Origin of the sequence: Streptomyces sp. NPDC091287, from assembly GCF_044768525.1 — a bacterium.
Taxonomy (GTDB): Bacteria; Actinomycetota; Actinomycetes; order Streptomycetales; family Streptomycetaceae; genus Streptomyces.
Genome location: NZ_JBIVUV010000014.1, coordinates 202,447 through 228,324, shown reverse-complemented (window position 1 = coordinate 228,324; position 25,878 = coordinate 202,447). Strand labels below are relative to the sequence as shown.

24 protein-coding genes are annotated in these 25,878 nt (G+C 70.5%); 9 read left to right on the top strand and 15 right to left on the bottom strand.

Annotated elements, in window-relative coordinates; all coding sequences use genetic code 11:
* Positions 1 to 168: 168 nt before the first annotated feature.
* Positions 169 to 861 (bottom strand): hypothetical protein, encoded by a 693-nt coding sequence (locus tag ACIQRW_RS24480; protein WP_403764013.1) that lies wholly within the window; start codon positions 859 to 861, stop codon positions 169 to 171.
* Between the two features lie 118 nt (positions 862 to 979).
* On the opposite strand from ACIQRW_RS24480, the gene ACIQRW_RS24475 reads away from it, so the two are divergent.
* Complete coding sequence (locus ACIQRW_RS24475; protein WP_403764011.1) at positions 980 to 1,678, top strand: TetR/AcrR family transcriptional regulator; 699 nt, start codon at positions 980 to 982, stop codon at positions 1,676 to 1,678.
* Between the two features lie 77 nt (positions 1,679 to 1,755).
* Here ACIQRW_RS24475 and ACIQRW_RS24470 read toward each other — a convergent pair whose 3' ends face one another.
* Together ACIQRW_RS24470 and ACIQRW_RS24465 are read right to left on the bottom strand one after the other, a co-directional pair.
* On the bottom strand, positions 1,756 to 2,823 hold the full coding sequence (locus ACIQRW_RS24470) for a magnesium and cobalt transport protein CorA (RefSeq protein WP_403764009.1): 1,068 nt from the start codon (positions 2,821 to 2,823) through the stop codon (positions 1,756 to 1,758).
* A 4-nt stretch (positions 2,824 to 2,827) separates the two neighbouring features.
* The gene (locus ACIQRW_RS24465; protein ID WP_403764008.1) at positions 2,828 to 3,463 is read right to left on the bottom strand and encodes a TetR family transcriptional regulator; all 636 of its coding nucleotides are present in this window, start codon (positions 3,461 to 3,463) and stop codon (positions 2,828 to 2,830) included.
* Positions 3,464 to 3,581: 118 nt separating this feature from the next.
* Here ACIQRW_RS24465 and ACIQRW_RS24460 point away from each other — a divergent pair, with 118 nt between their 5' ends.
* On the top strand, positions 3,582 to 5,321 hold the full coding sequence (locus tag ACIQRW_RS24460; protein WP_403764006.1) for a CocE/NonD family hydrolase: 1,740 nt from the start codon (positions 3,582 to 3,584) through the stop codon (positions 5,319 to 5,321).
* A gap of 79 nt (positions 5,322 to 5,400) precedes the next feature.
* On the opposite strand, the gene ACIQRW_RS24455 is transcribed toward ACIQRW_RS24460, so the two are convergent.
* Positions 5,401 to 6,192 carry a FadR/GntR family transcriptional regulator gene (locus ACIQRW_RS24455; protein WP_403764004.1) on the bottom strand — a complete coding sequence of 264 codons (792 nt, stop codon included), beginning with the start codon at positions 6,190 to 6,192 and terminating at the stop codon, positions 5,401 to 5,403.
* Positions 6,193 to 6,421: 229 nt separating this feature from the next.
* Between ACIQRW_RS24455 and ACIQRW_RS24450 the strand changes: the two genes are divergently transcribed.
* From ACIQRW_RS24450 to ACIQRW_RS24430, 5 genes are all read left to right on the top strand, one after another.
* A complete protein-coding gene (locus ACIQRW_RS24450) occupies positions 6,422 to 7,264 on the top strand; it encodes a fumarylacetoacetate hydrolase family protein (RefSeq protein ID WP_403764002.1) in 843 nt (280 codons plus the stop codon).
* Positions 7,265 to 7,303: 39 nt separating this feature from the next.
* Positions 7,304 to 8,245, top strand: coding sequence for a VOC family protein (locus tag ACIQRW_RS24445; protein WP_403764000.1), 942 nt, complete (start codon positions 7,304 to 7,306; stop codon positions 8,243 to 8,245).
* Entirely contained in the window at positions 8,235 to 9,893 is a 1,659-nt protein-coding gene (locus tag ACIQRW_RS24440) for a bifunctional 3-(3-hydroxy-phenyl)propionate/3-hydroxycinnamic acid hydroxylase (RefSeq protein WP_403763998.1), read from the top strand. Before ACIQRW_RS24445 ends, ACIQRW_RS24440 begins: the two co-directional genes overlap by 11 nt.
* 248 nt (positions 9,894 to 10,141) lie before the next feature.
* Entirely contained in the window at positions 10,142 to 10,924 is a 783-nt protein-coding gene (locus ACIQRW_RS24435; protein WP_403763996.1) for a CoA transferase subunit A, read from the top strand.
* Entirely contained in the window at positions 10,924 to 11,574 is a 651-nt protein-coding gene (locus ACIQRW_RS24430) for a CoA transferase subunit B (protein ID WP_403763994.1), read from the top strand. The genes ACIQRW_RS24435 and ACIQRW_RS24430 overlap by 1 nt, the downstream gene beginning before the upstream one ends.
* Before the next feature lie 69 nt (positions 11,575 to 11,643).
* Here the strand turns inward: ACIQRW_RS24430 and ACIQRW_RS24425 are convergent, their stop codons facing one another.
* From ACIQRW_RS24425 to ACIQRW_RS24410, 4 genes are all read right to left on the bottom strand, one after another.
* Positions 11,644 to 12,111, bottom strand: coding sequence for a hypothetical protein (locus ACIQRW_RS24425; protein WP_403763992.1), 468 nt, complete (start codon positions 12,109 to 12,111; stop codon positions 11,644 to 11,646).
* A 119-nt stretch (positions 12,112 to 12,230) separates the two neighbouring features.
* On the bottom strand, positions 12,231 to 12,803 hold the full coding sequence (locus ACIQRW_RS24420; RefSeq protein WP_403763990.1) for a VOC family protein: 573 nt from the start codon (positions 12,801 to 12,803) through the stop codon (positions 12,231 to 12,233).
* A 185-nt stretch (positions 12,804 to 12,988) separates the two neighbouring features.
* Entirely contained in the window at positions 12,989 to 13,837 is an 849-nt protein-coding gene (locus tag ACIQRW_RS24415) for a fumarylacetoacetate hydrolase family protein (RefSeq protein ID WP_403763988.1), read from the bottom strand.
* 336 nt (positions 13,838 to 14,173) lie between these two features.
* Complete coding sequence (locus tag ACIQRW_RS24410) at positions 14,174 to 14,653, bottom strand: Lrp/AsnC family transcriptional regulator (protein WP_403763986.1); 480 nt, start codon at positions 14,651 to 14,653, stop codon at positions 14,174 to 14,176.
* 281 nt (positions 14,654 to 14,934) lie between these two features.
* On the opposite strand from ACIQRW_RS24410, the gene ACIQRW_RS24405 reads away from it, so the two are divergent.
* Positions 14,935 to 17,262 (top strand): transketolase-like TK C-terminal-containing protein, encoded by a 2,328-nt coding sequence (locus ACIQRW_RS24405; protein ID WP_403763984.1) that lies wholly within the window; start codon positions 14,935 to 14,937, stop codon positions 17,260 to 17,262.
* Positions 17,263 to 17,480: 218 nt separating this feature from the next.
* Here the strand turns inward: ACIQRW_RS24405 and ACIQRW_RS24400 are convergent, their stop codons facing one another.
* The 3 genes from ACIQRW_RS24400 to ACIQRW_RS24390 form a co-directional block, all read right to left on the bottom strand.
* Entirely contained in the window at positions 17,481 to 18,671 is a 1,191-nt protein-coding gene (locus ACIQRW_RS24400; protein ID WP_403763982.1) for an amidohydrolase family protein, read from the bottom strand.
* Positions 18,672 to 18,902: 231 nt separating this feature from the next.
* Complete coding sequence (locus ACIQRW_RS24395; protein WP_403763980.1) at positions 18,903 to 19,487, bottom strand: NADPH-dependent FMN reductase; 585 nt, start codon at positions 19,485 to 19,487, stop codon at positions 18,903 to 18,905.
* A 194-nt stretch (positions 19,488 to 19,681) separates the two neighbouring features.
* Positions 19,682 to 19,810, bottom strand: coding sequence for a hypothetical protein (locus tag ACIQRW_RS24390; protein WP_403763978.1), 129 nt, complete (start codon positions 19,808 to 19,810; stop codon positions 19,682 to 19,684).
* Between the two features lie 135 nt (positions 19,811 to 19,945).
* Between ACIQRW_RS24390 and ACIQRW_RS24385 the strand changes: the two genes are divergently transcribed.
* Positions 19,946 to 21,244 carry an MFS transporter gene (locus ACIQRW_RS24385; RefSeq protein ID WP_403763976.1) on the top strand — a complete coding sequence of 433 codons (1,299 nt, stop codon included), beginning with the start codon at positions 19,946 to 19,948 and terminating at the stop codon, positions 21,242 to 21,244.
* A 4-nt stretch (positions 21,245 to 21,248) separates the two neighbouring features.
* Here ACIQRW_RS24385 and ACIQRW_RS24380 read toward each other — a convergent pair whose 3' ends face one another.
* From ACIQRW_RS24380 to ACIQRW_RS24365, 4 genes are all read right to left on the bottom strand, one after another.
* Positions 21,249 to 21,923 carry a GntR family transcriptional regulator gene (locus tag ACIQRW_RS24380; protein WP_403763974.1) on the bottom strand — a complete coding sequence of 225 codons (675 nt, stop codon included), beginning with the start codon at positions 21,921 to 21,923 and terminating at the stop codon, positions 21,249 to 21,251.
* 149 nt (positions 21,924 to 22,072) lie between these two features.
* The gene (locus ACIQRW_RS24375; protein WP_403763972.1) at positions 22,073 to 23,173 is read right to left on the bottom strand and encodes an amidohydrolase family protein; all 1,101 of its coding nucleotides are present in this window, start codon (positions 23,171 to 23,173) and stop codon (positions 22,073 to 22,075) included.
* Between the two features lie 133 nt (positions 23,174 to 23,306).
* Positions 23,307 to 24,932 (bottom strand): FAD-dependent monooxygenase, encoded by a 1,626-nt coding sequence (locus ACIQRW_RS24370; protein WP_403763970.1) that lies wholly within the window; start codon positions 24,930 to 24,932, stop codon positions 23,307 to 23,309.
* Entirely contained in the window at positions 24,932 to 25,840 is a 909-nt protein-coding gene (locus tag ACIQRW_RS24365; protein ID WP_403763969.1) for an alpha/beta hydrolase, read from the bottom strand. Before ACIQRW_RS24365 ends, ACIQRW_RS24370 begins: the two co-directional genes overlap by 1 nt.
* Between the last annotated feature and the right edge of the window lie 38 nt (positions 25,841 to 25,878).

Here is a 25,878-nt window from a genome sequence, read left to right as displayed (position 1 = left end):
ACTGAGAACATCCGGCCGTACGACCGTGAAACGAAGGCGCGATGCCGCGTCCAGGCGGGCTTCCCAGCCCAAGGCCGGTCTCACCGGGAGGGATTGGCCCATCGGGCCCGGCACCCGCTCATGCGGTCGGCGGCCTCGTCACTGCCGACCAGTTGCCGGGCCGGAGCGTCAGGCCTGGGCAGCCGCTGCGGCGACGATCCAGTTCCTGAACTCGACGGCGTAGTGCTGAAGGTGGTGGTCCAGCACCTCGTCCGGACAGGAGACGGGGAAGTAGACGCTCAAGCTTGCCGTGAAGCCGTCAGCGGTGTCACCGAACTGGATCAGTGCCCGCCCGACCACCGTGCCGTCGGCCAGGAACAGGTTCGAGGACATCCTGCGGGGAAACTCGGAGTCGGGGAGAAGCTCGTCCGCGTCCGCGGCCCACGCCACCGCGTCCGATCCCCAGCCGCCCATATAGAAGGAGGCGACGTGGGGGCCGATGTTCTCCACCACGCGCGCGCCGATCTCGTCGGTGCCCATCACGTAGTGCTCGGGGTGCGACGCGAGAAGCGCGTGCTCGTCGCCGGCGAACGCCTTGTCCATCCAGGCCAGGAACGCACCCGAGGTGAGGCCCTTCGTCGCGAGCACGGTCGTGCCCCCCTTGAATCGGCCGTCGGAGGTGCGGGCGCTCTCGCGCAGGAAGGCGTTGCCTTCCTCGATGTCCGCAGCGAGAAGGTCGAGCAGGCCCTGGCGGCCCAGTCGCGTCCGGAAGCGGTCCAGTGCGCGGCGGGCGTAGAACAGCTCGAAGTCGTCGATGCTCCCACCGGTGGGCCCGGACTCCAGGGCCACCGTCACCGGCGGGGAAATCTTGTTGTCGGTCATGGGTCGAACCTTCTCTAGTACGTGAATGTGAATTCGCATTCACCTAATGAGAGTACCCGGAGGTGTGGACCACTTGTCAAAAGAACCTGCCGAACCGTCCGCCGCTACGATGCTGGACATGACCGAGGAGCCCGACCGCCCACTGAGCTACCGGCAACCCCAGCAGGCACGCAGCGCCGCGACACTGGCTCGCGTCCTGCGGGCGGCCGAGGAGATCGCCGCCTCGTCCGGCCTGGAGGAGATGACGATGACCGGCGTCGCAGAGCGCGCCGGTGTCTCCGTCGGCACGATCTACCGCCGCTTCGAAGACAAAGGGCAGCTCATCACGGCCCTGACCGAGCGGATGCTGGAACGTCGCGAGCAGTACATGGCCGAGCGACTGCGCATGGCCGAGCCCTCACTCTCCGGCGTCCTGGACGCCTACGCGCACGCTCTGCTGGAGTCCTTCGCCGACAGCAACAGCCTCTTCCCCGCCCTGCTGCGTGCCGGGAGGAACAAGTCCATCGACCGCGGGGCCCACACCATCACCGAGATTCACCGTCTCCTGCTCGAAGCGGCAGCCCCCTATGCCGTGCAGATTCAGCGCTCCCACCCGCAGGAGGCGCTGGACACCGCGGCCCGCGCCGTCCTGGGCGCCTGCTTCCACAACTCGGTGCGCCCCGACCCCGTCACGGGCGAGACCGCCAGGCGCCGCTATGCCGACGAACTCAGCGACATGGCCATCGCCTACCTCCTCACCTCCGACCGCAGAGGCGTCGCCGGCGGCCGAGCGGGTTTCGCCGACCGGCATGCGCCCTTCTCGGCATCAGACCTGTAAGTCTTCGAGCCTGGCGACGGTGGACCGGCATCGCGCGAACCGGAACGCGTTTCATGACGCTTCGGCCGGCCACCCACTCAAAGCCAACGGCGCCATTTGAAGACGCCCCAGAGCCCGATGCCGAAGCCGATCATGAGCGCGACGGCGAACGGGTACCCCCACGTCCAGTGCAGCTCCGGCATGTGGTCGAAGTTCATGCCGTAGATGGAGGCGACCAGTGTGGGTGTGAAGAGGATCGCCGCCCACGACGAGATCTTCTTCACCTGCTCGCCCTGCTCGATGGTCTCCTCCGCCAGGCGGCGGCTCTCCTCGCCCTGGGCGAGGCTCGCGCTCGACATGCGCCGCATGGCCTCGTTCTGCTCCACCGTCACCAGTGTGGAGTGGACGGTCAGCGCGTTCTCCAGCAGCGACCTGGACCCGTCGACCCGTTCCGTCACCCGGATCGTGTGGTCGAGCACGTTGCGCAGCCGGTTCTGGATCTCGTCGCCGGTGCCGTACCTGCCGGCACCGCGGAGCAGGCCCCGCACCATGTCAGGCAGAGGACCGATCGCGCGTTGCAGCGCGATCACCTGTGCGAGCAGCCGGTAGATCCGTTTCGAGAGTGCGGGATCGGCGTTCCCCTCCCCGAAGAGGCTGTCCTCCACCTCGTCGATGTCGTTCACCAGCCCTGCGACGACAGGCGCGTAGCCGTCGACGACGATATCGAGAAAGGCCGTGAGCATCGCCTCAGGCCCTGTGCTGAGGAACTGCGGCTCGGCCTCAAGGGTGTCGCGGGCCGCTGACAGGTCCGGCACACCGCCGTGCCGGACGGTGATGACGAACTGAGGGCCGACGAACAGGTGGACCTCGCCGAAGTCGACGCGCTCGTTCCGGTCGTCGTACGAAGCGGGCCGCAGTACGACGAACATGGTGTCGCCGTATCGCTCGAGCTTCGCGCGCTGATGGCCCTTGTGTGCGTCCTCGACGGCCAGCGGGTGCAGGCCGAACCGGACAGCGGCGGTCTCGAGATCGTCCGGACCGGGGTCCATCAGCCCGATCCAGGCCACGCCCTCCGACCGCTCCAGTGCGTCGGCGGCGTCCTCCAGGTCGGGCGGGCAGGTGGTGGGGCATCCTTCGACGTAGATGCGGCCGTCGATCGCCGTCATCGCCCTACTCCCTGCCGTCGGTGGCCGGTGGCGTGGGGACCAGCACACTCTGTACGGCGGGCCCGACGAGCGCGACCAGTGTCTCCCGCTCCGCTCCCGTGAGGGTCGGGACACCTACGATGCCCCGACCCACCATGAGTCCGACGAGCATCGACGACACGATGCCCGCGCGGAGCGTCGCGCCGCCGACTGCGCGTGACGCGATGGCGTCGACGAGCAGGCGTTCCTGGAGGAACTCGCGCAGTTGCTCGTTCGCGTGCTCGTTGACGATGGCACCGCGCAGCATTGCCATGAGTGGCTCCGAAGTCCGGGCATCGACTTCCCACACCTCGATGAAGGCGCGCACCACGCGTTCGCCGAGCAGGTCGTCGGTCCCCTCGAAGGCTGCGCTGAAGCGCGTCAACGCGTCCGCAGGAATGGACATGACAGCAGCGAAGAGCTCGTCCTTCGAGCGGAAGAACTGCATCACCAGCGACGCGTCCACACCGGCGTCGGCAGCTACCCGTCGGATTGTGGTCCCGCTGAAGCCATCGGTCGCGAATCGGGTGCGAGCCGCGTCGAGGACCGCCTGTCGGGTGGTGTTCGTGCCCGGTCGGCGGCCGCGGCGTGCGGCGGTTGCGGGATTCGTATGAGCGGTCATCGTCCAAAAGTACCTCCCCGACACGAAACTCAACGCGGGTTGAGTTATGGCTGCCGCGGACGTACGCTCGCATGGCCAGAACCTGACCAGTGGTTGAAGTAGATGCGAGGAGCTCACCATGAGTGAGGACCAGAAGGTATACACGACGTCCCGGCCGCTGGAGCCGGGGCCTCGATACGGGATTCTGAGCGGTTTCGAGCCCGGAACGCGGACGTTGGAGGCGGGTTTCCAGATCGCTCCCCCGTTCAGGCCGCTGCCCGTCGACATCGTCTTCGAGAAGGACGTACCGGTTACCTTGCGTGACGGTGTCATCATCCACGTCGACGTGTTCCGCCCCGCGGGATCGGAACAGGTGCCGGTCATCGTGGCGTGGAGCCCGTACGGGAAGGGCCAGGGCACGTCCGCCAGCGTGATGGGCATCTTCGGCATGGTCGGGCTGGACAACGGGATCGTCTCGGGCCTCGCGAAGTTCGAGGGACCGGACCCGGCGTACTGGTGCGCGCAGGGCTACGCGATCTGCAACCCGGACATCCGGGGCGTGGTGGACTCCGAGGGTGACAGCGTCGTGTGGGACCGGCAGGAGGGCCGGGACTGCTACGACCTGATCGAATGGCTGGGCGTCCAGGACTGGTGCACCGGCAAGGTAGCGATGAGCGGCACGTCCTACCTCGCGGTCTCCCAGTGGTTCACCGCGGCCGAACAGCCTCCCCACCTGGCGGCGATCAACCCGTGGGAAGGCGTCAGCGACGTCTACCGCGACCTGGTGATGCGTGGCGGTATGCCCGACACCGGGTTTGCCGAGCAGCTCCAGAACAACAGCTACTGGGGCAAGGGGCAGAGGGAGGACATCGTCGCGGAGGCCGAGCGCCACCCGCTGATGAGCGACCTGTGGGAGAACAAGATCCCGCAGTTCGACAAGATCACCGTGCCCGCCTACGTCGTCGCCAGCTACTCCAACACACTGCACACCGCAGGTACCTTCCGCGCCTGGCGCCGCATCGCCTCCACGGACAAGTGGCTGCGGATCCACAACAGCCAGGAATGGCCGGACTACTACGACGAGACGAACACGGAGGACCTGCGCCGGTTCTTCGACCGCTTCCTCAAGGGTGAGGACAACGGATGGGAGCAGACGCCCCGCGTGCGCTACTCCCTTCTGGACCTCGAAGGCGGCGACCGTGTGAACATCCCGGCCGACGAGTTCCCGCCCGCGGGAGTCGCGCCGACGAAGTACTACCTCGATGGCCGTTCACGGACGCTGGCGACGGCAGCGCCCGCGGCCGAGGCGACGGCCGGCTACACCGCGGGGGCCAATCCCGACACGGTGTCGTTCGTGACACGCTTCGAGCATGAGACCGTTCTGGTCGGTTACCCGAGGGCCCAACTCTGGGTCGAGGCACAGGGGTCCGACGACATGGACCTGTTCCTCCTCGTCCAGAAGCTCGACGCCTACGGCACGCCGCTGCAGCAGTTCACCGTCCCCAACCAGGGTGCACAGATCCAGGACGTCACCGAGCGCGGAGCCTCGATCCTGCGGTACAAGGGCTCGGACGGACGTTTGCGCGTCTCGATGCGACACCTGGACAAGGCGCTCTCCACCGAGGACGTCCCTGCTCACAGCTTCGACCGTGTCGAAAAGCTCTCACCGGGCGAAGTCGTCGACATCGAGATCGACCTGCTCCCGGTGGGGCTCACCTTCTATCCCGGCGAGCAGCTTCGCTTCGTCATCAGCAGTCGCTCGCTCCTGGGCACGATGATGCCCGGAAACCGCGAGTACACCCCCGCTAACAGCGGAAAGCACATCATCCACACCGGGGGAGAGCGCGCGTCCTACCTGCAGCTCCCTGTGCGGACCTGATCCGGGAAGGGCCGGTCCCGGTCCTGTCTGCGGGCGGGGCCGGGCCGGGCCGGGCCGCTTCGCGCGGTGGGCGGAGGGGTCAGTGCTGTGCAGCAGGATCTCCAGCTGTCCGAAGGCTGGTGTTGTGCTCGTGGATCAGCCGCAGTGCCTCGTCGCGGTCCCGTCGGTCGAGGGCGTCGACCAGATCGCGGTGCAGTTCGTGCCGGTGCGCGATGTACTCGTCCAGGGGCTGCTCGCTGGTGGGCAGCACGCAGAGCGTGTGGCTCTCGATCAGGTCCAGCAGGTGGGTGTAGAGCGAACCGAGCAGCGGGTTCGGGCTGATCGCGGCGATGGCGGCGTGCAGGCGCCAGTTGGCGTGGACGAAAGCCACGGGATCCGCGGCGGCCACGGCGTGCTCCATGGCGGTGATGTGGCGACGCAGCCCCGCGATGTCGGCGGGTGAGGCGTGCCAGAGGGCGTCCTCGATCAGCAGGGGGTCCAGGGCGTCGCGGATGCGTACGGCGTCGGCGACGTCGTTCGCCTGGGCGTCCAGCGCCAGGACGGAGTTGCCGAGGCGGACCATCGGGGACTGCTCGGCGCTGAACAGCCCGCCACCCGGCCCGGGCTTCACGGTGACCAGGCCGCGGGCCTGCAGGAGACGCAACGCCTCGTTGAACGTGCCCACGGATACGCCGCACAGGATGCGAAGGTGCTCCTTGGTGCCAAGCCGAGAGCCGGGCGGCACGCTCCCGATCAGCTCCGCGACCTTCTCCGCGGCCTTCTCGGCACGCCCGGAGGACGTCTGCCGCGGTGAGGCGCCGAGGCCCCGGCTGTCTGCTGGGGCGGCTTTTGGCGGGTTGTGCCGTGCGGCTCGGTCGGGGGTGGCGCTCACGTCTTCTCCTAATTTGCCATATTCATCATGCTCTTTTTTCCCGGACCTCTTGACGCTGTGGTCGCCCACGCGCAACATCGAGGTAATCATCATGCTGAATTGCTGATGGGGGAGCAAGACCCCGTTGTCCCCGGCGGGCGTTCTTGCGATTCCTTCGGCAGCCGAGCGGCCACTGGCCCCGAAGCGGCTTCGGGTGGTCCGCTCCCTTCCCCAGTCCGGGAGACACATCATGCGCATCGCCAACCTCTCCGGTCGTCTGGCCCTCATCGTCGACGGCCGCGCCGTGGACGTCGCGAAGGCCAGCGACGGCCGCTTCTCCGCGGACCCGCAGGCCGTCTACGAACACTGGGATGAGTTCCGTTCCTGGGCCGCCGCCGCCGACCTGCCCGCAGGAGCGTCGTTCGACCCGGCCGAGCTGGGTTCCCCGGCACCGGGACCGCGGCAGACGCTGGCGATCGGCCTGAACTACCGGGACCACGCTTCCGAGTCCGGATTCGCCGCGCCCGAGGGTCTGCCGCCGGTCTTCACCAAGTTCGTCACCAGCATCAGCGGGCCAGTCACACAGGTGAAGCTACCGGCAGACGGCAGCACCGACTGGGAGGTCGAGCTGGTCGCCGTCATCGGCCGCCGCGCCGAGGGCGTTGCCGAGGCGGACGCGTGGGAGCACGTCGCCGGCCTCGCGGCCGGGCAGGACATCTCCGAGCGCGTAGCACAACTGGCGGGCCCGGCACCCCAGTTCAGCATCGGCAAGTCCTACCCCGGCTTCGCCCCCATAGGGCCGTGGCTGGTCACGCCGGACGAGTTCGACGACCCCGACGACCTCGAACTGCGTTGCGCGGTCAACGGCGAAGAGGTCCAGAAGGGCCGGACCCGCGACCTCATCTTCTCCGTGCCCGCCCTGATCGCGGCACTGTCCGCGGTCCTGCCGCTCCTGCCCGGAGACGTCATCTTCACCGGCACCCCGGCCGGCGTCGGCCTCGGCCGCAACCCGCAGCGCTTCCTCGCCGCCGGCGACGAACTCGTCAGCACCGTCGAGGGCATCGGCGAGCTGCGCCAGACCTTCATCGCCTGAGCCGACGGAACCGACGGACGAAGGAGTCGAGGAATTCCCATGGCACTGCACCGTCTGACCTCCATCACCGTGGGGGTCCCCCATGTCGCCGAAACTGCCGCCTACTACACCGACTTCGGTCTCACCCCCGACGGTGACGGCTGGTTCACCACCCGGGACGCCGGACGCCAGCTCCGCATCGTCCAGGCACCGTCCCGCCGGCTGGTCGAGGTCCGTGTCGGCGTCGACACGCCGGACGACCTCGCGGCGGCCGCCTCCCGCCTGAAGCGCCTGGGCATCGAAAGTACGGCCGACGCCGGGACGCTCACCGCGTACGACGCGGCCACCGCCGTACGCGCCGTCCTGGAAGTCGCCCCCCGGCTCGCCCAGGAGCCGGTGGCGGCCCCCGCCCACAACGGTCCCGGCCGGATCGAGCGCGCCGGCTCCCGTGCGCCCGGCATCCTGCGCACCACGCGGGTGAGGCCACGCAAGCTGGGCCACGCCGTCGTCGGCACCACCGACTTCGACGCCACCACCGCGTTCTTCCGAGACGGCCTCGGCTTCAAGGCATCCGACTACATCAAGGACCACGGGGCGTTCCTCCGCTGCTCGACCGACCACCACAACATCCTGGTCCTGGCCGCCCCGGTCACCTTCCTCCACCACTCCTCCTGGCAGGTCGACGACATCGACGAGGTCGGCCGTGGCGCCGCCGCGATGCTGGAGGGCCACCCCGAGCGGCACATCTGGGGCCTGGGACGCCACCACGCGGGCTCCAACTTCTTCTGGTACCTCAAGGACCCGGCCGGCAACTTCAGCGAGTACTACTCCGACATGGACTGCATCGTCGACGACCAGCTGTGGACGCCGGAGGTCCTGGAAGGCGCCAAGGGCCTCTTCAACTGGGGGCCACCGCCCCCGCCGTCCTTCCTCGCCCCCGAGGACCTAGCCGCCCTCATGACCGGCACCCACAGTGAGCCGAGGCAGAGCCATGAGCAGTAGTTCCCCGAAGGGACAGGGCAGCACTCCGACGACACACGATATCGCGATCGTCGGCTTCGGACCCGTCGGCCAGATGCTGGCTCTGTTGCTGGGCCGGGCCGGGCACGACGTCATCGCCCTGGAGCGCTGGCCCGACCCCTACCCCCTGCCGCGCGCCGCGCACTTCGACCACGAGATCGGCCGCATCTTCCAGGCCGGGGGAGTGGGAGAGGCGGTACGCGCGGTCACCGACCCGGTGCCCGACCACTACGAGTGGCGCAACGCGGCCGGCGAGCCCCTGGTACGCATCGACTGGTCCGGCAACGGCCCCTCCGGCTGGCCCACCGCCAACTTCTTCAGCCAGCCCCAGCTGGAGGCCGTCCTCGCCGAAGCCGCCGAGAACCTGGCCACCGTCACCGTGCGCCGTGGCTGCGAGGTCACCGGCCTCCGAACCGGCGCCGAATACGTCCGGGTCCGGTTGACCACCGACGACGCCCACGGCAGCGAAGTCCGCGCCCGCTACGTCATCGGCGCCGACGGGGCCAACAGTTTCGTCCGCTCCACCATGAACACCTCCGTCACCGACCTCGGCTTCTTCTACGACTGGCTGGTCGTCGACACGCTCCCGCACGACCGCACCGAGTGGTCGCCGAAGAACTGGCAGCTGTGCGACCCCCGGCGGCCGACCACGATCGTCTCCGGCGGTCCGGGCCGACGCCGTTGGGAGTTCATGCGACTACCGCACGAGAACGTCGAGGAACTCACGACGCCGGAGGCGGCCTGGCGCCTCCTGGAGCCCTGGGGACGCACCCCGGAGAACACCACCATCGAGCGACACGCGGTCTACACCTTCCAGGCCCGCTGGGTCGACCGCTGGCGCGAGGGCCGGCTCGTCCTCGCCGGTGACGCCGCCCACCAGATGCCGCCCTTCGCCGGGCAGGGCATGTGCTCCGGGCTGCGCGACGCCATCAACCTCGCCTGGAAACTGGACCTCGTCCTCGACGGCCGTGCCGATCCCGCACTGCTGGACACCTACACCTCCGAACGCAGCGAGCACGTCCAGCACGCCATCGGCATGTCCATGGCCCTCGGTCAGGTCATCTGCGTCCTCGACCCCGACGCCGCCGCCGCCCGCGACGCCCGCATGATCGCCGCCGGCGCCGACCCGCGCCACGCACTGCCGCCCACCCCGCCACCCGTCCTGGGCGACGGCGTCCTCAAGCGTGCTCCCGACGGCAACCGCGCCCCGGACGTCGGCCACCTCACCCCGCAGTACGAGGTCACCCATCAGGGCCGCACCGCACTGCTGGACGACCACACCGGCGGCGGGTTCACGATCCTGACCGACGGGGCCGGCCCGCTCGACCTCCTGGACGAGAGCGACCACGCCTTCCTCGACGGAATCGGCGCGCACCTCGTGCCGCTGTACCGGGGCAGCCCCCCGCCCGGCGGCTACCTCGACGACCCCCACGGCTACCTGCCCCACATGCGCGAGCACGGACACGTCGCCGCCCTGGTCCGGCCCGACTTCTACCTGTTCGGCGCCGCCACCGACGCATGGGGACTGCGCGAGCTGGTCGGCCAGTTGCGGGGGCAGTTGCACCACCCCGTCACCACCCCGGGGCGGGCCCCGGCGCCCGAGTCGCTCAAAGCCGCCGGCGAGCGATAGCCACCCGCGTCCGGCGGCCGGCAGGCTGCCGACACAGACGGACGCGGCACCCCGCAGGAGGGGCCGAGCAACTTACCGACCACGGCGGCCGGACCACCGCACAGTCCGTCCGCCGTCGTGCCCCGGTGCCACGAGCCCGGAGCACCGCCCGGCGTCCGGGCCCTGTCGCCGCTGCCACACGGCCCGGACGCCCCCGGCGTACACCGCCCCGTTCGGAACACATCTCGCGAGAACCCCGAAGGACGTCCATGGACAAGACATCCCCCTCCGCGGCCGAGGCCGTGGCCGACATCGGCGACGGCGCCTCCCTGGCCGTCGGCGGGTTCGGCCTGTGCGGAATCCCCAGCACCCTCATCGCCGCCCTGTACGACCAGGGCACGGGTGCGCTGCGGGTGGTCTCCAACAACTGCGGCACCGACGACCACGGGCTCGGCATCCTGCTCGGGGCGGGACGCATCGCCCGCGTCACCGGCTCGTACGTCGGTGAGAACAAGGAGTTCGCCCGTCAGTACCTCACCGGCGAACTCGACGTCGAACTCGTCCCGCAGGGCACCCTGGCCGAACGCCTGCGCGCCGGAGGCTCCGGCATCCCCGCCTTCTACACCCCGGCAGGTGTCGGCACCCCGCTCGCCGACGGCGGCATCCCGTGGAGCCACCACGCAGACGGGTCCGTGGCGGTCGCCTCACCGGCCAAGGAGATCCGTACCTTCGACGGCAGGGACTATGTTCTGGAGGAGGCCATCGCCTGCGACTACGCACTGGTGAGAGCTGCCCGGGGGGACCGGCACGGCAACCTCGTCTTCAACCGGTCCGCCCGCAACTTCAACCCCCTGGCCGCGATGGCGGGCCGGGTGACCATCGCCGAGGTGGAGGAACTCGTCGACCCGGGAGTCCTCGGCCCCGACGACATCCACCTGCCCGGCGTCTTCGTCCAGCGCGTGGTCGCGCTGAGCGCCGACGAGGCCGCCTCCAAGCAGATCGAGCGGCGCACGGTCGCCGTACCTCCGGCACGAGAGACGGTGACCCGCTGATGGCCTGGACCAGGAACGAGATGGCCGCCCGCGCCGCGGCGGAGCTCAACGACGGCGACTACGTCAACCTCGGCATCGGACTGCCGACCCTCGTGCCCGGCTTCGTACCCGAAGGCGTGCACGTGGTCCTCCAGTCGGAGAACGGCATCCTCGGCACCGGCCCCTACCCGCCCGACGACGCCGTGGACCCGGACCTGATCAACGCGGGCAAAGAGACCGTCACCGTCCTGCCGGGTGCCTCCTTCTTCGACTCCGCGCTCTCCTTCGCGATGATTCGCGGCGGGCACATCGACACCGCGATCCTGGGCGCCATGCAGGTTTCCGCGACCGGTGACCTCGCCAACTGGATGATCCCGGGGAAGATGGTGAAGGGCATGGGTGGAGCGATGGACCTCGTCCACGGGGCCCGCCGCGTCATCGTCCTCATGGAGCACACCGCGCGGGACGGCAGCCCGAAGATCCTCCCTGAGTGCACGCTGCCGCTGACCGGACGGACCTGCGTCCACCGCGTCATCACCGACCTCGGCGTCCTCGACATCACCGACGACGGACTCGTCCTGGTGGAGACGGCCCCCGGAGTCACCGCCGACCGGATCGCGGCAGCGACCGCGGCACCGCTGCACGTGCCCGAGGGCGTCCTGACGCCCTGAGATATCGCGGCGGCACAGAGCGCGGCCCCGTCACCGGCAGTCGGTGACGGGGCCGTGGCTTGCTACAGCTCAGGCGCCGACCGTATGGACGTCGTTCGCGGCGAGGCGCTCGTAGGCGTTGCGGACCTCGGGAACCAGACGGGCGGCCGCCTCCGCGTCGGCGTACTCCGTACGCAGCTTCAGGATGTCCCCGCTGCGCCGGTCCTCGGGGACGTGCGCGTCCCGCGCCGTGATCAGCGCGTGGAAGTGTGGGTGGTTCTCGCCGAAGACCAGGAGGTACGTCGCCGGCGCACCCGTCACCTCCGTCACCGCCGCCACCAGATCGCGGGCGCGGCGGCCGAACGAGGCCAGCTCCTTCTCGTCGAGCCCGGTGATGCGCTCGGCGTGGCGGCGGGCCCGCAGGACGAACCAGCCGGGTACGTCGTAGCCGGGCACCGACTCTCCCGACCACAGGGGGTCGCGGAAGACGACGGAGGCGTCGTCGTTCTCTTCCAGGCCGCACATGAAGCAGTCGGACTGGTGGCTGGGTGTGCTCAACGGAATCCCTCGGGCTGGTGGTGAGTGATAGGACGGTCGGGTGCGACCTCCGGGCGGTGGCGCGCCGACGGGGTGCCGGGCCGGAGCCCGGCACCCTGCCGGCGGACCTGGCCCCGCGCTCAGACGGCTCCGGTGAGGACCAGCATCGGGTCGGGCAGATCGCTCCTGAGCGCCCAGGAACGGTGGATCAACTCCTCGACGGTGGCGCCGGAGCGGCGGGCGGCGAGCATGGCCTCCGGGTCGAAGGCGGGGCCGACGGCGTCCGCACCGTACTCCGGACCGTTCATGTAGCCGGTGGCCTCGTCGGGCTCGGCGAAGTTGTCGATCTGCATCTCGACGAAGCCGCCGTCCGGGTCCTGGTAGTACAGGGACGTGGTGACGCCGTGGGCGATGGACACCGCCGGGCCGATGCCCTTGTCACGCAGGAGCTCGTACCGCGCGAGGAGGTCGTCCAGGTGCGCGAAGGTGTAGGCGACGTGGTGGGCGCCGGCCGTCGTGGGCTTCTTGCGCTCCAGCGGTACGGGCGGGGTGAGCAGGGCGACGCGGTGGTGCTCCTCGTCGTACGTGATGAAACACAGGGTGTCGTTCTGGAACACCACATGTCCGTCGAGCACGGCGCAGTACCAGTCCCGCATGGCGGCCGGGTTGCTGGTCTGGAAGACGACATGGGCGAACTTCGGTGCGGCGGTCATCCGATCCTCCTTGATCGAACCTGCGGGGCGTCGTCGGCTCTGTGTCCGCGGCCGGCCGGGCGGGCCGGGGACGGACGGCGTGCCCGCACTCTCGGTGTCGTGACATGTGCGCGGCCTCGCTGAACGCGGGGCCGAAGAGCGGGGGCTGAGACCCACCGGTACCGGGGACGGACCCGGGTGGGTTCCTAGCGGTGGTCGGTGAAGCGCTGGCGCAGCTCGCCGATGCCCTCGATCGTGCTGACCAGTTCGTCGCCGGGCGCGAGCCAGCGCTGGGGGTCCCGGGCGATGCCGACGCCGGCCGGGGTCCCGGTGAAGATCACGTCTCCGGGGAGCAGGGGCATGACCGAGGAGAGACGGGCGATGAGCTCGGGAACCGGGAAGATCATGTCGCTGGTGCGGCTCTTCTGGACCTCCTCGCCGTTCACCGTGCAGCGCAGCGCCAGGTCTCCGGGGTCTCCGAACTCGTCCGGTGTGACGAGCCAGGGGCCGGTGGGAGCGAACCCGGGGAAGGACTTGCCGAGGCTGAACTGAGGCGCTGGCCCGTCGAGTTGGGTGATGCGTTCGGAGATGTCCTGACCGGCGGTGAGGCCGGCGACATGGTTCCAGGCCGCGTCGGCGGTGACGTGGTGGGCGCGGGTCCCGATGACGACGACGAGCTCGATCTCCCAGTCGGTGTGGCCGTCGGGCGGGAGGACGACGGCCGTGACGGGGCCGGTGAGGCTGGAGGCGAACTTCGTGAAGACCGGCGGCATGGTGTCGGGCAGCGCGAATCCGGCTTCGGCCGCGTGGTCACGGTAGTTGAGACCGGCCGCGACGAGCTGGCGCGGGGCGGGCGCCGGGGCGTCGAGGCGGTCGGGATCGAAGGCTTCGCCTTCGGGCAGCTGGGCCTGTGCCGCCCAGCGGCGGAACTCCTCCCACCGTTCGTAGACGGCCTGCGGGTCCGCGGTGAAGAGGCCGTCGCTGGCCTGCTCGACGTCGACGGCCAAGCCGTCGACGACGAGTGCCAGACGGCCGGCGAGGTTGGCGATGCGCACGAGATGGCTCCTGGTTCCTGGTGCGTGGCCGGCGGAGTTCATCCGCTCGGTGGCGATGCGGCCGTGCTCGCCTCGCCGCCGAGCGGATGAAATCCGGCGTGAGCCACATGACTTGAGGCCCTCGGCCCGGTCGGCGGATGCCGGGTGCGACGTCGTGTCGCAGCCGGTTCCGCCGTGCTGGAGCAGTCGGCTCCATGACCCCACAGTAGGTCGCTATATGTGATAACAGCAAGGTTTCGTGTAAACGAATTTCTTGAACGGGCCTGTGGTGGCGGTAGGGAACCGCTGGTGGGGCTTGGCCGACGGGTGGCGGACCGGTGCGGCAGTGGGGCGATATCAGCGTGCGGCGGACCGGCGCAGCAGTGGCGCGATCCGGTAGTCGACCATCCGGCGCATGGCCAGCGCCGTACTGGTCCGTTCCACTCCGGAGATGCCGAGGATCTGGCCGGCCACGCGATACAGGTCCTCCGCGTCGGTCGCGACCACCTGCACCAGCAGGTCGGTGTCCCCGCTCAGCCCGTGCACCTGGAGCACCTCGGGAATCGCGGCGAGCGCCTCCGCCACCTCTTCCAGCCTGCGCTGCGCGACCTGGGTGGTCACGAACGCGGTCAGCGGATAGCCGAGGGCCGACGGGTCGATGCGCCGCTCGAAGGAATCCACGGCACCGCTGCGGTCGAGCGCCGCCAGCCGCGCCTGCACGGTGTTACGGCTCAGACCGCTCGCCTCGGCGAGCGCGACCGTGGTGGCACGGGGGTGCGCGGTGAGCGCCAGCAGCAGCCGCGCGTCGGTGGAGTCGATCCGCTCACGATTGGGCACAGTGCGCACCTTCCGGGGTTGCGGGGGCGGATGGGCTGGGCGTTCTGCGCAATCTCACCACAGGTGCTTGTGCGACTTCCTTGCCCGGTGGTCTCCTCGTCAGCGACGTCCCCGCCGCCGGCGCCTCACCGCCGACCGTGACCCGGTCGGCAGCCGGCCCGACGTGTTCCCTGTACGACCGGTGCGCCGCACTCTCACGCCGCCGCATTCCGCCCCCTGCCCCGAGCCGGCCGCACGCCGGCACCCAGGGGGGTGTCACAGCGCAAGGAGACCGATTCACGATGTCCACCGCACCCGCCACCACCAGGCGGTCCACCGCCACCGACCTCGACGCGCTGAAGAGGGTCGAGGACCGTGCGCTCTGGCTGTCGAGCGCGATCGTGCACCACGCCAACCGCGTACGGCCCAATCCTTCCGGGCTCAAGGTCGGCGGGCACCAGGCCTCGTGCGCCTCGATGGTGTCCATCATGACGGCCCTGTGGTTCCGTCACCTCGGTCCCGAGGACCGGGTGTCGGTGAAGCCGCACGCCTCGCCGGTCCTGCACGCCATCAACTACCTGCTCGGCGACCTCGACGCCTCCTACCTCCCCACGCTGCGCGCCTTCGGCGGCCTCCAGAGCTACCCGAGCCGTTCTAAGGACCCCGACCCCGTCGACTACTCCACGGGTTCGGTCGGCATCGGGGCCACGGCCACGATCTGGGGCGCGCTGGCCCGCCGCTACGCGGAGAAGATCCCCGCCGGGGGCTTCACCGGCCGGCAGTACGCCTTGGTCGGTGACGCGGAGCTGGACGAGGGGGCGGTCTGGGAGGCCGTGGTGGACCCGCAGGTCGCCGAACTCGGCGAGCTCGTCTGGATCGTCGACCTCAACCGGCAGTCGCTGGACCGGGTCGTGCCGACCATGGCCGCCGACCGGCTGCGGGACATGTTCGCCGCCGCCGGCTGGCAGGTGCTCGTCCTCAAGTACGGCACCCTCCTGGAGGAGCTGTTCACGCGCACCGGCGGCGGGGCGCTGCGGGAGCGGATCGACTCCATGTCCAACGCCGAGTACCAGCGGCTGCTGCGCTGTTCGGCGGACCAGCTGCGGGACCGGCTGCCCGGCGCCGACCCCGGCGCGAGCGCCATCACCGAGCTGCTCGCGACCCTGAACGACGAGACGCTCCTGGCGGCCGTCCGCAATCTGGCCGGCCACGACCTGAAAGCTCTCGACGCCGCGCTCTCGGCGGTGGACGACCACCGGCCGACCGTGATCCTGGCGTACACCGTCAAGGGCTACGGGCTGCCCAGTCACGGACACCCGCAGAACCACTCGTCGCTGCTGACGGAAGCCCAGATGCGTGAGCTGGCCGACGCGGTGGGCACCGATCTCGACGACCCGTGGGCCGGGTTCGCCGCAGGCTCGGACGAGGCCCGGCTCTGTGCCGAGACCGCGTCCCGGCTGCGCCGCGAAGGGGAGCCGACGGCGCCTGCGCCGGAGATTCCGGCGGACATCGGCCGGACACCGACCGGAGTGGCGACCACGCAGGCGGCCCTCGGCCGGGTCCTGCTCGACCTGACCCGCGCGGCCCCGGAGGCCGCGCGCAGGGTGGTGACGGTCAGCCCGGACGTCAGCTCGTCCACCAATCTCGGGGGCTGGGTCAACAAGGTGGGCGTCTGGTCGCCGACCGAGCGCGTGGACTGGTTCGCCGACGACGCCGAGACCATCCTGCACTGGCGGGAGCGGCCGACAGGCCAGCACATCGAACTGGGCATCGCCGAGACCAACCTGGTCGGCCTGCTGGGCGAGCTGGGCGCGACCTGGAGCCGGTGGGGCGAGCCGCTGCTGCCCATCGGCGTCATGTACGACCCGTTCGTGCAACGCGCCCTGGAGCCCTGGTCCTTCGGCATCTACGCAGGCGGCCAGTCGATACTGGTGGGAACGCCCTCGGGCGTCACCCTCGCGCCGGAAGGCGGCGCTCACCAGTCCATCACCACGCCCTCCCTGGGCATCGAACAGCCCGGCTGCACCACCTGGGAGCCGGCGTTCGCCCTCGACACGGAGTGGACCCTGCTCGCCGCCCTCTCCCGCCTCGGCCGCCCCGACGGCGGCTCCGCCTACCTGCGCCTGTCGACCCGTCCCGTCGACCAGACCCTCGCCCGCGTCCCCGCAGACCCGGCGGCCCGCGAGCGCCGCCGTCGCCAGGTCGTCGCCGGTGCGTACCCTCTGCGCCGCCAAGAGGGAGCCCGGGTCACCATCGCGGCCATGGGGGCGGTCGTCACGGAGGCACTGGCCGCCGCGGACCGCCTCCAGGCGATCGGTATCCCGGCCGACGTCGTCTGCGTGACCAGCCCCGGCCTCCTCTACAAGGCCCTCGACGCCCGCGCCGGGCACGGCGACGCACCCGACTGGATCCTGGACCAGGTCTTCCCCGCCGACCGTGCCACCCCCCTGGTCACGGTCCTGGACGGCCACCCGCACACGCTCGCGTTCCTGGCCACGATCCACGGCGTCCCGAACAGCAGGCTCGGCGTCACCGGCTTCGGCCAGTCGGGCTCGCTGGACGAGGTCTACCGCTACCACGGGATCGACACGGACAGCATCGTCGGAGCCGCACTGGATCTCACGGAGTGAGGATCTGACACGGGGAGGGGGCCGGGCACCGTACGGGGACGGGTGCTCGGCCTCCGTACGAGAGTGATCAGGCCGAAAGCCCCTGGACAGCGGTGAACCGCCGTCCAGGGGCTTCGTCGTGAGCGGCCCGTCGACCGGCCGTCGACCGGCCGTGGACCGGCCATCGAATGGCCATCAAGCGGCCATCAGGCGGCCATCGAGCGGCCGTTGAGTGGCCGTCAGGCTCCCGGGGTGTACTCCACGCCGCCGGCCCAGACGCTCCGGATGTTGCGCGTCGCCCGGATGTCGGCGAGCGGGTCGCCGTCGATCAGGAGCAGGTCGGCGCGGTATCCGATGCGGATGGCGCCGCGGTCCCGGAGTCCGAAGGCCTGCGCCGGGAGCGCGGTGGCGGAGTTCAGGGCTTCCCGGGTCGTGAGTCCGGCGCGGACCAGCAGCTCCAGCTCATGGTGCATGCTGACGCCGAACGGCGGCTGGACCGGTATGCCCGGGGTGCGGTTGGCGTCGGTACCCGCGAGGATCCGCGCACCGGCCCGGCGCAGTGCGGTGACGCTGCCCTCGGCGGCCGCGTAGTCGAAATTGGGGATGCCGAGACCGGCGAAGCCTTCCATCATGGTGAGGGTCGGTACCGCGACGGGGCCGCCCGCCGCATACCGGGTGGCGAGCGCGGGGGACAGGGGACTGTCGAGCGGCACGTGGTGGATCATGTCCACGCCCGCGGTCAGCGCACGCTCCACCGTGGTGCCGGTCGTCGCGTGGGCCATGACGAGCTTCCCGGCCGCGTGTGCCGCCCTCACCAGGGCCTTGACGGTCTCCGGGCTCAGTCCGGGCTCGTCGATAATGATCTTTATGTAGTCGGACTTCTCCGCGACCCGGGCGCGCACGAACCCGGGAGCCTGCTCCGGACCGGTCACCACTCCGTTCGCGGGGAAGGTCGGCAGCCGGCTCTGCGGGCTGCCGGGCGCGACCGCCGGCGTACCCGCGCTGCGGATGTCGGTGAGGCCGGGCCGGTTCCGCAGCGCATCGACGGTCGACGGCGGGAACGAGGCCATGTCCAGCGCGGTCGTCACACCGTGCGCGGTCAACTGCCGCAGGGTGTCCAGGTTCTGGAGGTGGAGGTGTGCATCGATCAGGCCGGGCAGCAGGACCGCGCCGCCGCAGTCGACCCTGCGCGCGCCGAGGCTGCTGACGCCGATCCGTCCGTTGTCGATGACCACCGTACGAGGCGTGGTCAGCGCGTTGCCGTCGAAGACCCGGACGTCGGTCAGCGCGACACGGCCGCCGAGCTGGGTGGCGTGGCCCCGGGCCTCGGCGAGGGCGGGGACCGCAACGGCCTGTACACCGGCGACGGCGATTCCGGCCGCCGCGGCCGTCTTGAGGAACTCACGCCGGTTTCCGTGATCGATGCACATCGCTGTGCCCTTCTGTCGGGGATGCGGAAGGTGAGCGGTTCATGCCCTTGGTCCGGCAAGCCACGGCGTCGGACGGCCGACGGCACAGCGAGAAGTTCGCGATCGCAAGTCGTACGAGACAAAAGCCCGAGGCCGGAAGGGCAGCTCGAACGTAGCCGCTATATGTGATAACAGCAAGCCTTCGGTACGTCCCGCGCCGATGACTTCACTGCCGGGTCCGCTCGTCGCCGGCTACGGCAGGGGTTCGGCCTCGGGTGTGCGCAGCGGGCGGAGAGCGGCGGCCACGCGGACGAGTTCGTCCAGCATCGCCCCGGCCGCCGACGTCATCACCTGGTTCGGCGCCAGCTCGCCCTCGATGATGAACTCCTGGACGAAGGGGATCGAGACCGCTTCGGCCAGCGGGGTCATCTTCAGGGTGGTGACCACCTGTTTGATCATCTGGGCGGCCCGGGTCCCCGCCGACACGCCTCCGTAGCTCACCAGCCCGACGGGCTTGTACTTCCACTCGTCGTGCAGGTAGTCGATGGCGTTCTTGAGCTCCGCGTTGTAGCCGTAGTTGTACTCCGGCATGACGAACACGAAAGCGTCCGCCTCGCGGACCTTGGCGCTCCATTCGCGCGTGTGTCGGTGGGTGTACTGACCCAGGCGCGGGTGGAGCGGTTCGTTCATGAACGGCAGTCCGACCTCGGCCAGGTCGACCAGCTCCACCTCACCGAAGCCCCCGTGCTCCCGCGCGAGCCGCTCCGTCCAGCTGCCGATCACCGGTCCGATCCGTCCCGGCCGGGTGCTGGCCACGATGACCTCAAGCTTCGCCACTACCGCTCCTGTCGTCGCGCACTTCTCTAATTCACCATGATGATTACCCTGATCATGCGGCGGTGTGCGACCGGGAGTCAAGAGGAGCGTTCCGTCCGCGTCACAGGCATTGACACGCGGCCGCGACCGGCCCCAGCATCACTGCCAGCCCCTCGGTGGCTCATCGGTGGCGGGGCGGGGCGCCCCGCATCCCGTCACGTCCATTTGCTTTCGTACACGTTGTCCGCGTCGCCGGACACCGCGCCCTCACGGGCAAGCTCCCGGTCCGGCGCCTCTCCGCGCACGCCGCGGACGGCGGCCCCCGCCGCGATCGCCCACGTCACCTCACCCCGGCTCCCACGACGCCCTTTTCCGCAGTACGTCGTACGGCGCCGGCGAGCGCTCCGGAGACCGGCCCCGTCCCGTACGTTCCGCCGCGATCTTTCCCACCCACCCCGCCCTCCCTGAGGAGTACGACCATGAACTCCACCCCTGGCGCACCCCGGACCGGGACCCGCCCCGGTCCCGCGGTGGCCCTCGGGCTCGTCATCCTGTGCATCGAGGGATACGACCTCTTCATCCTGGGCGCGGTCGGCCCCTCGCTCCTGGCCCACCCCGACTGGGACGTCACCAAATCGACGCTCGGCCTGCTCGGCAGTCTCACCGCGCTCGGAATGCCCCTGGGCTCCATCGCGGCGGGCTGGGCCGGCGATCTCTACGGCCGCCGCCTGCCCATGGCCGTCAGCCTGGTCTGGCTCTCCCTGAGCATGCTCCTGAGCGCCGCGGCGGACGGCCTCACCCTGTTCGCGGTGACCCGGTTTCTCACCGGCATGGGCATCGGCGCCCTGATCCCGCTCGTCACCGCGTACGTCAGTGAAGCGGCCACGCCCGGACGCCACTCGCTCCAGGTCGGCGCCGCCACGACCGGCCTCGCGCTCGGCGGCATCATCACCGGTGTCGTCGGCCGGACGCTGCTGCCGGAGTGGGACTTCCGTACGCTCTTCCTCTTCGGCGCCATCCCCTTGGTGCTCGTCCCCGTGGTCTGGCGGCTGGTGCCCGCCGTGGTCCAGGACCGCGTGGACGCCGCGCCCGGCGAGCCGACCCCGCCCGCCGCCGGTCCGGCGAAACCCGACAACCAGCTGGGCCGGCTCCTCGCCCCGGGATACCGGCGTACGACCCTGCTGTTCTGGGCGGCCACGTTCAGCGGCCTGGTGATCGTCTACGGCGCCAGCACCTGGCTGCCCACCCTCATGGTCGAGTCGGGCTACGACCTCAGCTCCTCGCTCGAATTCTCCATCGCCTTCAACGTCGGAGCCGTCGTGGGCACCCTCGGCGCCGCGCTGATCGCCGACCGCGGCCATCTGAAGGCCGCGACGGTGGTGAGCTTCCTCCTCGCCGCCATCGCCATGATCACCCTCAGCACACCGCAGCCCCGCCCGCTGCTGCTCCTCGCCTCGGCCCTGGCCGGATTCGGGGCGCTGGGGACGCAGGCCCTCGTCAACATCTACGTCGCGCACGCCCACCCGGCCCGGCTGCGCGGCACGGCGCTCGGCTTCAGCCTGGGCGTGGGCCGCGTCGGCGCCATCGTCGGACCCAGCTATCTCGCGGCCGTCGCCGTGCTGATCAGCTCGCCGCAGGCCGGCTTCTACGCGTTCGTCGTTCCCGCGCTGCTGGGTGCTGTCCTGGTCGGGCGGCTGAGCTCGGGCCGACGTTCCGTCACCACCGCACAGGACAGCGCGACTTCCGCTCAGGAGCCCACCGGCCACAGCGGGCGCTGAGGGCTCAGGAGAGCGCCGAGATGGCGATCTTCTCGTTACGGGCGAGATGCTCCTCGACGGCCGCGGCGACGGTGTCGGGGTCACGGGTACGGAACGCGGCGACGAGGCCGGTGTGCGCCTTGCCTCGTCGCTCGTGCTCGGCGGGATCGGGGTCGAGCTGACCGAAGCCGATCCGGATGTAGCGCTCGCCCGCCCGCCAGAGGGTCGTCAGCAGCCGGATGTCCCAGGCGGTCGCGGCCGGTGCCAGGAGCGCGAGGTGGAAGTCGTGGTGGCCGTCGTAGATGTCGGCCATCCCATGCTCCCTGGCCCCGAAGTCGACGGCCCGCGCGTCGAGGACGTCGAGCTCCTCGTCCGTCAGCAGGAGGCACGAACGCCGTGCGATCTCCGGTTCCAGCGTGCGCCGCAGCCGGTAGATGCCGTGCAGGTCCTCCAGGTCGAGCGGGGCCACGACAGCGCTGCGGCCGGGCCGCATGATGACCAGGCCCTCGCTCTCCAGACTCCGCAGGGCCTCGCGGATGGGGATGAAACTGATGCCGAGCATGCCCGCCAGCTCGCGCAGCGAATACTCTCCACCGGGGGCCAGGGCGCCGGCCAGGATGGACCGGCGCAGCTCGTCTGTGGCCTGGTCCACCACCGACCGCGCCGTGATGGGCTGTACGGCCCCTCGGGGAGTCGCCACGGTCGATTCCTCGCTTCAGCCGCCGGTCAGTTGATATCAACTATAGCGATGCGCCGGAGCCCTTTGCGGGCCTCGCCGACAGGAACGAGCGCGGGTGCTCCACCGGATACGTGGACCACCCGCGCGGCTCATGAGAGGGCGCCGTACGACTACAGCCGCAGGAGGCGTTCGGCGTTGCCGTGGGCGATCTTCTTGAGGTGGGCGGACGGCAGGTTCGCGTTCCGCAGGAACTCGACGGCCTGCTCGCTCTTCTCGAAGGGGTAGTCGATGGCGAACAGCACGTTGTCGATGCCCACCGCCTTCACCGCCGCCTGGAGCATGGTGTCGTCCATGACCCCGGACGTGGTGATGGCGACGTTCCTCCGCAGGTACTCGGAGGGCCTGCGCTTCAGCCGTACGCGCGTGGCGATGTTCTCGATCTGCACGTCCAGGCGGGGCATCTGGAACGGCAGGAACTCGCCCATGTGACCCAGGATGAGCCTGGCGCCCGGGAAGTCGTCGAAGACCCCGCCGAGGATGACACGGAGGGCGTGCCCCCCTGTCTCGGCGGCCCAGCTGTAGAGCGGGCCGACGAGCTCCGGCCGGCCGTGCAGCAGACCCCAGTCACCGGTCGGGGCCGGAGTGGGATGCAGGTAGAGGGCGGCGCCGAGCTCCTCCAGCGCGGCCCACACCTCGCGAAACCGCGGGGCGTCCAGATACTCCCCGCAGGTGTGGCCGTTGACCAGGAATCCAGCCATCCCTAGGTCGTTCATCGCGCGCCGGGCCTCCCGTACGGCCGCCTTGGGGTCCTGGAAGGGCAGCGCGGCGAGGCCGCCGAAGCGGGTGGGGTGGGCGGCGACGATGGCGGCCAGCGCGTCGTTGGCCCGCTGCGCGTCCGCGACGGCGATGGCCGCGTCGGGCTGCATCTGAATGCCGGGCGGAGCGAGGGACAGCACCTGCATGGTGACGCCGTTCTCGTCCATGTCGGCGAGCCGGTACGCGGTGATGTCCGGCAGCCGCTTCATCCACTCGGCGACGACCTCGGGCTTGAACGGGATCGCGCCGTTCAGGGCCGTGCCCTGGGTGACCAGGCCCGGCAGGAGGACCGCTTCCTCGATGGCGATGATCTTCATGGGCTTCCCCGGTCGGTGTCCGCCGCCATGGGCCTGGGCCACCCCGGTGTTGAGCAGCGCGGACGCGCCGCCGAGGGCTACGCCCGTCCCCGCCGCCCTGTTCAGGACCTGACGTCTCGTCCAGTCGTGAGAACTCATATCTCCTGCTTCCCTGGGAATTCCATCGGATGAAGTGGTCCGCCCCGGCCGCATGGCAGTTTCGGACAGGGCGCGGCCGGGGCGGGGTCTATGGGGGAGGTGCAGAGCCGGAGAGAGCCTGCGCCTGTGGTGTTCAGCGCGCTCGGGCGGAGCCCCTCAGCGTGTCGATGAGCGCGAGCGCCGGCTCGGGAGGTTCGTCGCCGAGCCAGCCGACGGCCTGGTCCGGGCGGACCAGGACGAGGCGTGCGCCGAGGCGCGCCGCGTACGCGTCACGGCCCTTCGCCTCCGACAGATCCACCACGGTGAGCGGGACGCCGCGGGCCCGTGCGGCCTCCTCGATGGCGCTCTCCGACGCCCCTCGTTCCAGGACGAGAAGGGTCAGGCCGGTGCCGAGGGCGTCGTACAGGGAGCGGCCGTCGTCGAGGAAGAGATGGGGGAGCCGGGCGCCGGTCCGTGCCGCGCGCTCCGGCCCGCCGGCCTCGCCGGCCGCCGGGATGATCGGTGAGGCGGCGATCCGCAGCCCGAGGACCAGGTCGAGCGAGTGGAACTCCGCCCGTTTGGTCTCCTGGATGTGCGCGCCCGCCACCCGACGGGCCTCGGCTCCGGCCCGTTCCGCCGCGTCGAGATCGTCCGCGAGCAGCTCGGTGGAGAGCACCCGCATATTGGCGGTCGCCTCTTCGATGACCCGTTCCTGAACGGGCCGGCGCTCACTCTCGTAACTGTCGAGAGCCTCGCCGCCGCCCCAGCCGTCGAGGACGGCCGCGAGCTTCCAGCCGAGGTCGACCGCGTCCCCGATCCCGGTGTTGAGCCCGTGGCCGCCGAACGGCGGGTTGAGGTGCGCGGCGTCACCGGCGAGGAGCACCCGGCCCTCGCGCATCCGGTCGACGAGCCGCATCTGCGCGGTCCACGGGTCGGTGGAGAGCACGGTGGCCGCGACCGAGCGTCCCGCCACACCGTCGATGATGCGCCGGGCCTCCCGCTCGCCGGTCTCCCGGTCGACGCCGAAGGCGATCGCCCACCAGGTGCCCTTCCGGTCCAGCGGCCCGACGAGGGCCGGGGCGGACGGGTTGACGATCCAGTACTGCACGGCCGGTCCATGGCCCACGTGGTCCATGAGTTCGGGGCTCTCGAAGACCATGCCGAAGTTCGGGCGCAGGGCCGCGCCGCCCACGTAGCTGGAGCCGATCCGGTCCCGGACGACGCTGCGCGGGCCGTCGCAGCCGATCACGTAGTCGCAGGTGACGCCGGTCCGGTGGCCGCCGAGGTCCTCGACCGTCACGGTGGCCGAGTCGCCGTCCTGCGCCACGGCGACGACGCGCGATCCGAGGACGAGGCGGCAGGTGTCCAGCTCGTCGACCGCCTCGCGCAGGAGCTCCTCCAGGACGTACTGAGGCGCCTGCTGACCGGTCTCCGCGAAGCGGTCGCCCTCCGGCGAGAGCCCGAGGACACCGGAGAACCGGGACAGCTCCCAGCCGGACAGCGACGTACAGAACACGATGTCCTGCGACCACGACGTGGGGAGCGGAGCGCGGGCGCGGAGCCGGTCGGCCAGACCCCAGCGGCGCAGATGCTCCATCGTGCGTACGTTGAGCGTCTTGCAGCGCGGGCGGGCCCGGGAGACGGTGAGGCGCGGTTCGACGATCAGACACTCGACCCCGCGCCGCCCGAGCTCCATGGCCGCGGCCAGGCCGACCGGGCCGCCGCCGGCGATGAGGACCTGCACCTTCCGGGGCAGGGGTTTCTTCTCCACGGAGGACATCAGTTGCCCTTCTCGCCTCTCCGCCGCCCCGCGGCCCAGGCCGTGCACTCCTCGGCGAAGGCCAACTGCCGCAGGTGCAGCGCGTGGCCGAGGGTGTGGTGGTCGATGCAGTGGCCCGTGGAGCGGGCGACGCTCGCGTCGACGAAGGGGGCGGCGGTGAACAGCGCGGCGAAGCGGGCGACATTCTCCGGACCGCTGTCCCAGAGCGCGTCGAACTCGGCGAGCGCGTTGTGCACGGGCACGGTGACCCGGGGCGCGAGGGCGGGCAGGTGCTCTCTCGGCCACGCGGGTGCCTGGATCAACTCCCGTACCGGTACGGGCGCGTACGAGTCATGGGCCTCCCGGACACCTTCGGGCCGGTAGGTGTGGGGCGGTCCGAACATCACCTGGTCGCGGTTCTCGTACGGCAGGTCCACCGTCTCGTCCGGCGGGAGCGCACTGAGCGCCTCGGCCGCTCCGCCGGGCGGGATGACGGCGCCCATCCCGGTCGCCGAGACACCGATCAGCGGGAGATCCGGCCGGCCGGCGGCGATCATCAGCGCGATCATCCCGCCTATCGAATGGCCGACCAGGAACACCCCGTCGGCCGCCAGCCGGGCCGTCGCCTGTTCCAGCGCCTCGCCCAGCAACTGGGCGTGCCGGTCGAAGGTGTTGGCGTCCGGGGCGAGCGGCGTGCTGCCTCCGTAGCCCGGGCGGTCGAAGGCCACGACCGGATAGCCGTGGGCGACGGCGGCGTCGATGAAGGACCCTTCCGGGGATCCCGCCACATCGAAGTACTGAGCGGTGTAGGTGCCGCCGTGCAGGGCCGCGATGAGGGGTTTGCCGTTCGGTTCGGAGGGGTCGGCGGTCAACGCCGTGATCTTGAGTCCATCGACCTCGAAGGTCAGAAGGTCGCGTTGCTTGGCCATGAGGGCCTCCTGCCAGGGGTGGGTGCCGGCGAGCCGCA

Coding starts and splice junctions, on each gene's coding strand:
- ACIQRW_RS24460 (WP_403764006.1), top strand. CDS start 3,582: ATGAGTGAGGACCAGAAGGTATACACGACGTCCCGGCCGCTGGAGCCG.
- ACIQRW_RS24470 (WP_403764009.1), bottom strand. CDS start 2,823: ATGACGGCGATCGACGGCCGCATCTACGTCGAAGGATGCCCCACCACC.
- ACIQRW_RS24480 (WP_403764013.1), bottom strand. CDS start 861: ATGACCGACAACAAGATTTCCCCGCCGGTGACGGTGGCCCTGGAGTCC.
- ACIQRW_RS24465 (WP_403764008.1), bottom strand. CDS start 3,463: ATGACCGCTCATACGAATCCCGCAACCGCCGCACGCCGCGGCCGCCGA.
- ACIQRW_RS24450 (WP_403764002.1), top strand. CDS start 6,422: ATGCGCATCGCCAACCTCTCCGGTCGTCTGGCCCTCATCGTCGACGGC.
- ACIQRW_RS24375 (WP_403763972.1), bottom strand. CDS start 23,173: ATGAGTTCTCACGACTGGACGAGACGTCAGGTCCTGAACAGGGCGGCG.
- ACIQRW_RS24445 (WP_403764000.1), top strand. CDS start 7,304: ATGGCACTGCACCGTCTGACCTCCATCACCGTGGGGGTCCCCCATGTC.
- ACIQRW_RS24435 (WP_403763996.1), top strand. CDS start 10,142: ATGGACAAGACATCCCCCTCCGCGGCCGAGGCCGTGGCCGACATCGGC.
- ACIQRW_RS24400 (WP_403763982.1), bottom strand. CDS start 18,671: ATGTGCATCGATCACGGAAACCGGCGTGAGTTCCTCAAGACGGCCGCG.
- ACIQRW_RS24365 (WP_403763969.1), bottom strand. CDS start 25,840: ATGGCCAAGCAACGCGACCTTCTGACCTTCGAGGTCGATGGACTCAAG.
- ACIQRW_RS24370 (WP_403763970.1), bottom strand. CDS start 24,932: ATGTCCTCCGTGGAGAAGAAACCCCTGCCCCGGAAGGTGCAGGTCCTC.
- ACIQRW_RS24405 (WP_403763984.1), top strand. CDS start 14,935: ATGTCCACCGCACCCGCCACCACCAGGCGGTCCACCGCCACCGACCTC.
- ACIQRW_RS24440 (WP_403763998.1), top strand. CDS start 8,235: ATGAGCAGTAGTTCCCCGAAGGGACAGGGCAGCACTCCGACGACACAC.
- ACIQRW_RS24385 (WP_403763976.1), top strand. CDS start 19,946: ATGAACTCCACCCCTGGCGCACCCCGGACCGGGACCCGCCCCGGTCCC.
- ACIQRW_RS24420 (WP_403763990.1), bottom strand. CDS start 12,803: ATGACCGCCGCACCGAAGTTCGCCCATGTCGTCTTCCAGACCAGCAAC.
- ACIQRW_RS24475 (WP_403764011.1), top strand. CDS start 980: ATGACCGAGGAGCCCGACCGCCCACTGAGCTACCGGCAACCCCAGCAG.
- ACIQRW_RS24430 (WP_403763994.1), top strand. CDS start 10,924: ATGGCCTGGACCAGGAACGAGATGGCCGCCCGCGCCGCGGCGGAGCTC.